Raw genomic sequence first — 5,329 nt, 5'->3', positions numbered from 1 at the left:
GACCTCGTCGCGCTGGTAGTGGTGGCCGAGGACGAAGACCCGGTCGCCGAGGGCGGCCTTGGCGGCGCGGGCCCGGGCGACCAGTTCGGGGTCGGACGCGGCGGGGAGCTCGCCGGGACAGTCGACGCCCCGTTCCGACTGCGGGTCGCTGCCGTGCCCGAGCAGCAGGAGCGCCAGGGGAGTGGAGGCGGGCTCGGTGAAGGTCATTCCTCGTCCTTCGAGCGGTGGCTCGCGGCCGGACACCGTGTGCGGGCCGGATCCGCGGGTAGCATGGAATAGCAGCACGTCAGTGTGCACTTGTATTCCGCGTACGAGCTACGCCGACCTCCTCCGAGGGAGAAGCATGACTTCCACCGAGACGCCCGTCGAGATCACCACGGCGCCCGTCGACGCCACCCCGTCGACCCTTTCGCTCACCGACGCCGCCGCGGTCAAGGTGCGCGCCCTGCTCGAGCAGGAGGGTCGTGACGACCTGCGCCTGCGCGTCGCCGTGCAGCCGGGTGGCTGCTCGGGCATGCAGTACCAGCTCTTCTTCGACGAGCGCAGCCTCGACGGCGACGTCGACCTGTCGATCAAGGACGTCCCGGTCGTCGTCGACCGCATGAGCGCCCCCTACCTCGGCGGTGCGGTGATCGACTTCACCGACACGATCGAGCAGCAGGGCTTCACGATCGACAACCCGAACGCCTCCGGCGGCTGCGCCTGCGGCAACAGCTTCTGCGGCTGACCTCCGCGCGTTCACAGACCCTCCCCGCCGGCCGGCGGGGAGGGTCTGTGTCGTTTCGACGCGACCTGCCCGCTACCCCTGGGTAACCTTCCGCCCATGACCGTCCTCGTCGCAGGCTCGATCGCCACCGACCACCTGATGAGCTTCCCTGGCCGGTTCAGCGACCAGCTGCTCGCCGACCAGCTGCACAAGGTGTCGCTGTCGTTCCTGGTCGACGACCTCGTCGTCCGGCGCGGCGGCGTGGCGGCGAACATCGCCTTCGGCATGGGGCAGCTCGGCGCCGAGCCGGTGCTGATGGGCGCCGTGGGCGGCGACTTCGGCGACTACCGGTCGTGGCTCGAGCGGCACGGCGTCAACTGCGAGTACGTGCACGTCTCGGACGTGCACCACACCGCACGCTTCGTCTGCACCACCGACCAGGACATGTGCCAGATCGCGTCCTTCTATGCGGGCGCCATGAGCGAGGCCCGCAACATCGAGCTCGCGCCGGCCTGGAAGGGCACCGCGGCCGACCTCGCCATCATCTCGGCCGACGACCCCGCCGCGATGGTGCGGCACAGCGTCGAGTGCCGCGACCGCGGGTTCCGCTTCGCCGCCGACCCGTCGCAGCAGATCGCCCGGATGAACGGCGAGGAGCTGCGCGACCTCATCGACGGCGCCGACCTGCTGTTCACGAACGACTACGAGAAGCACCTGCTCGAGTCGAAGACCGGCCTGTCGGAGGCCGAGGTCATGGCCCGGGTCGGCGTGCGCATCACGACGCTCGGCTCGAAGGGCGTCGAGATCGTCGGGCGCGACGTCGAGCGCGTGCACGTGCCGGTCGCGAAGGAGCGCGCGAAGGTCGACCCGACCGGCGTCGGCGACGCCTTCCGCGCCGGCTTCCTCACCGCGCGCGAGTGGCAGCTGTCGTGGGAGCGGTCGGCCCAGGTCGGCAGCCTGCTCGCGACCATGGTGCTCGAGACCGTCGGCACCCAGGAGTACGTCGTCAAGCCGCACGAGTTCGCCGACCGGCTCGCCGAGTCCTACGGCGACGACGTGGCCGAAGAGGTCCTGCCGCACCTCGTCTGACGCGGAGCGCATCTCCGTCACTCGACGCTGCTCAGTACGGGGGCGCGTCCAGGATCGGGCGGTGGACGAAGGAGCCCGGCCCGTCGAAGTGCCACCACTCGCCGCTGTAGACGGCGAGGCCGTCGGTCTCCATGGCGTGGCGCAGGGTCGTGCGGTTGCGCAGCGCGACCGCGCCGATGCCGTTCGTCGCGAAGGCGTACGCGCGCGGCGTGAAGTCGTCGAACGCGGTGCCCATGATCAGCTGGCAGTGCTGCCGGACCTTGTGCGGGCAGGTGCCGCCGACCGCGCGGCGGGCGAGCGTGACGTCGACCGAGCGCCCCGACTCGTGGCTGGTGGCGTACGGGCCCGGCTGGGCCACCCAGGTGGGGTTCGGGACGATGCGGAACATGCGCACCTGGACGGCGTGCGGCCGGTAGCAGTCCCAGAAGACGAGCACGAGCCCCTGTCGGCGCAGCACCGCGGCCGCCGCTCGCAGGCCGGGCGCCATGGTGCGGTGCACCAGGCAGCGCGCGCGGCTCGGATACAGCTGCTGGTGGGTGAAGTTGTGCGTCGTGGCGTAGTGCAGGTCGACGACCGCGTCCGGCACCACGGTGCGGACGTCGATCAGACCCGCCGCCCGTGCCTTCGCCGAGACCGGCGGGATGCTCATCGCGGCGGCGGCGGCGGTCCGGGGCGCGGCGGAGGTTTGCCCCGCGGTGGCGCGCGCGGCGGCCGACGGAGCGTGTCGGGGCGGGGCAACGCTGCCGGAGGGGGTCGGCGCAGCCGGGTGGCTGCTGCAAGCCGCGGCGAGCAGCAGCGTCAGGACCGTCGCGATGCGCCGCATGGGCCCTGACGCTACCGCCGACCGATCATGGCGCCGGCGGCGATGGTCCGTGGAGACGAGGGGCCCCGCGACGCTCAGCCGCGGGCCTTGTCCAGGCGCTGCAGCAGGTCGTCGGCCGCCCGCTCGATGGCGTCGTGCCCGTTCTGCGACGCCCGCTGCTTCGCGTGGATGAGTGCCGCTCGGTTGACCCGCTCGAAGTCGCCGTACGGGAACTTGTACCTGCCCTTGGTGCCCTCGGACGCGTCCGGGTCGATCGCGAGGTGCCAGCGGGCGAACTCGTCGAAGTCGTCGTGCTCGATGACCTCGTTCGCCTCGGCCGCCGACGGCGCGGCCTCCGACCAGGGGGTGTCGGCGTCGAAGCTGCCCGCGTCGATGAGCGTGCGGGCGTGGGCGACGGCGTCCTTGTTGACCGTGTAGTTCGTCATATCTACAGACGTACCGGATACACCGGTGCGGGAATCTCCGGCGTGATGCGCTGCTCGACGAAGATGCCGTGCCAGATCAGGAAGACGAGGATCGTCCAGATCTTGCGGGAGTAGTCGTGGGGGCCGGCGCGGTGCGCGTCGAGCAGGCGCAGCGCCTCGTCCTTGCTGATGAAGGCGTCGGCCTGCGACGAGACGATGATGTCGCGGGCCCAGTCGTACATCGTGTCCTTCAGCCAGTGCCGGATCGGCACCGGGAAGCCGAGCTTGGCGCGGTGCAACACATGTGGAGGCACGATCGACTCGAGCGCCCGGCGCAGGGCGTACTTGGTCGTCTCCTTGGTGATCTTCTCGTTCGTCGGGATCGAGGAGCCGACCGCGAAGACCTCCGTGTCGAGGAACGGCACCCGCAGCTCGAGCGAGTTGGCCATCGTCATCTTGTCGGCCTTGACGAGGATGTCGCCGCGCAACCAGGTGAAGAGGTCGACGTACTGCATGCGGGTCGAGTCGTCGAGGTGCGTCGTCTGCTCGTAGAGCTTCCGGGTCACGTCCATGTACGAGACAGACGGGTCGTACGTCTTCAACAGGTGTTGCATCTCTTCCGGACGGAAGATGCGGGCGTTGCCGTAGTAGCGCTCCTCGATGCCGATGGAACCGCGGCGCAGCAGGTCCTTGCCGCGCCGGCCCTCGGGGATGCGCTCGCTCAGCCGGCCCAGTCCGCGACGCAGCGGACGCGGCACCCGCTCGAACGCGCGCAGGCTGATCGGTTCGCGGTAGATCGTGTACCCGCCGAAGAGCTCGTCGGCGCCCTCACCCGACAGCACGACCTTCACGTGCTTGCGGGCCTCGCGCGCGATGAAGTAGAGCGGCACGAGCGCGGGGTCGGCCACCGGGTCGTCGAGGTACCAGACGATGAGCGGCAGGGTGTCCATCATCTCCTGCGCGCTCACCACCTTGGTGATGTGCTCGACGCCGATCGCCGCGGCCGACTCGGCGGCGACGTCGATCTCGCTGTAGCCCTCGCGCTCGAAGCCGGTGGTGAACGTCAGCAGCTTCGGGTTGTGCCGCTTGGCCAGCGCTGCAACGGCTGTGGAGTCGATGCCGCCGGAGAGGAACGACCCGACGGTGACATCGGCGCGCATGTGCTTCTCGACCGAGTCCTCGAGCGCCTCGGCGATCTCGCGGTAGAGCTTCTCCGGCTCGTCCACCTTGCGGATGGCGAAGTCGGGGTGGAAGTAGCGGTGGGTCGTCAACGACTCGCCGGGCCGCATCGTGAACCAGGTGCCCGACTCGACCCGGCGGATCGCGCGGTGCATCGACGCCGGCTCGGGCACGTACTGCAGGGTCAGGTAGTGCTGCAGCGCCGTGGTGTCGACCGCGCCGCCGGGGGCCGCGACGTCGAGCAGCGACTTCTTCTCGCTGCTGAAGAACGTCCCCCGCTCGTCGGTCATCGTGAACAGGGGCTTGATGCCGAACCAGTCGCGCGCGCCGAAGAGCACGCGCTCGTGCGAGTCCCAGATCAGGAAGGCGAACATGCCGCGCAGTTCGCGCACGATCTTCGGCCCGAGGTGGTGGTACCCCGCGACGATGGCCTCACCATCGCCGTCGGTCACGAACGTGGTGCCGAAGTCGCGGGTCAGCCGCTCGCGCAGTTCGAGGTAGTTGTAGATCTCACCGTTGAAGATCAGCTGGTAGCGGCCGTCGAGCCACGGCAGCGGCTGGTGCGAGTGGTCGATGTCGATGATCGAGAGGCGTCGGAAGCCGATGGCCGCGTCGTCGTCGTGCCAGACACCGCCCTCGTCCGGGCCGCGGTGCCGCATGCTGACCAGCGAGCCCTCGATCTCGGGGGCGACTGCTGCCGCAGCGCCGTCGGCCGACAGGAACCCGATCAATCCGCACACGTCGACCAGTATCCCGGGTCAGTGCAGCCGACGGACCGCGAACCGCGGCGTGCCGTCAGGCGCAGTGCCGGCGGCCACCAGTTCGTGGCCGCGCATGCGGCACCAGGCCGCGACGTCCGGCGCGGCGGCCGGGTCATCGGCCTCGAGCACGATCGTGGCGCCGACGGGCACGTCGTCGATGTGCCGGGCCAGCTCGATGATCGGCAGCGGGCACCGTCGGCCGCGGCAGTCGAGCACCGGCGCGTCGCCGTCCGCGTCCGTGGTCATCGTCCGGCCCGGCTCACAGTCCGGCCGCCCCGAGTTCGGCGCGCACCTCGGCGACGACCTCGGGCAGCACGGTGAGGAACCGCTCGATGTGCTCGTCGGTGGTGTCGCGGTGCAGCGAGAC

Annotated in this window: 6 protein-coding genes and 1 pseudogene; 2 read left to right on the top strand and 5 right to left on the bottom strand. The window is 70.3% G+C overall.

Annotated features, from left to right (window positions below):
- Positions 1-207 (bottom strand): annotated as a pseudogene (locus ACTHMS_RS15710) (quinolinate synthase NadA); the annotation flags it as partial.
- A 136-nt stretch (positions 208-343) separates the two neighbouring features.
- On the opposite strand from ACTHMS_RS15710, the gene erpA reads away from it, so the two are divergent.
- The gene (erpA, locus tag ACTHMS_RS15705; RefSeq protein ID WP_440307610.1) at positions 344-727 is read left to right on the top strand and encodes an iron-sulfur cluster insertion protein ErpA; all 384 of its coding nucleotides are present in this window, start codon (positions 344-346) and stop codon (positions 725-727) included.
- Positions 728-823: 96 nt separating this feature from the next.
- A complete protein-coding gene (locus ACTHMS_RS15700) occupies positions 824-1,795 on the top strand; it encodes a carbohydrate kinase family protein (protein ID WP_440307609.1) in 972 nt (323 codons plus the stop codon).
- Between the two features lie 31 nt (positions 1,796-1,826).
- Here the strand turns inward: ACTHMS_RS15700 and ACTHMS_RS15695 are convergent, their stop codons facing one another.
- The 4 genes from ACTHMS_RS15695 to ACTHMS_RS15680 form a co-directional block, all read right to left on the bottom strand.
- The gene (locus ACTHMS_RS15695) at positions 1,827-2,618 is read right to left on the bottom strand and encodes a M15 family metallopeptidase (RefSeq protein ID WP_440307608.1); all 792 of its coding nucleotides are present in this window, start codon (positions 2,616-2,618) and stop codon (positions 1,827-1,829) included.
- Positions 2,619-2,692: 74 nt separating this feature from the next.
- On the bottom strand, positions 2,693-3,043 hold the full coding sequence (locus ACTHMS_RS15690) for a hypothetical protein (protein WP_440307607.1): 351 nt from the start codon (positions 3,041-3,043) through the stop codon (positions 2,693-2,695).
- Between the two features lie 2 nt (positions 3,044-3,045).
- Positions 3,046-4,941 carry an asparagine synthase (glutamine-hydrolyzing) gene (gene asnB, locus ACTHMS_RS15685; RefSeq protein ID WP_440307606.1) on the bottom strand — a complete coding sequence of 632 codons (1,896 nt, stop codon included), beginning with the start codon at positions 4,939-4,941 and terminating at the stop codon, positions 3,046-3,048.
- A gap of 18 nt (positions 4,942-4,959) precedes the next feature.
- On the bottom strand, positions 4,960-5,208 hold the full coding sequence (locus ACTHMS_RS15680) for a sulfurtransferase TusA family protein (protein ID WP_440307605.1): 249 nt from the start codon (positions 5,206-5,208) through the stop codon (positions 4,960-4,962).
- Positions 5,209-5,329: the final 121 nt, after the last annotated feature.

It is taken from the genome of Jatrophihabitans sp. (assembly GCF_051960575.1).
Taxonomy (GTDB): Bacteria; Actinomycetota; Actinomycetes; order Mycobacteriales; family Jatrophihabitantaceae; genus JBQCEE01.
The sequence above is the reverse complement of the archived record's forward strand: the minus strand, read 5'-3'. Positions and strand labels throughout refer to the sequence as shown.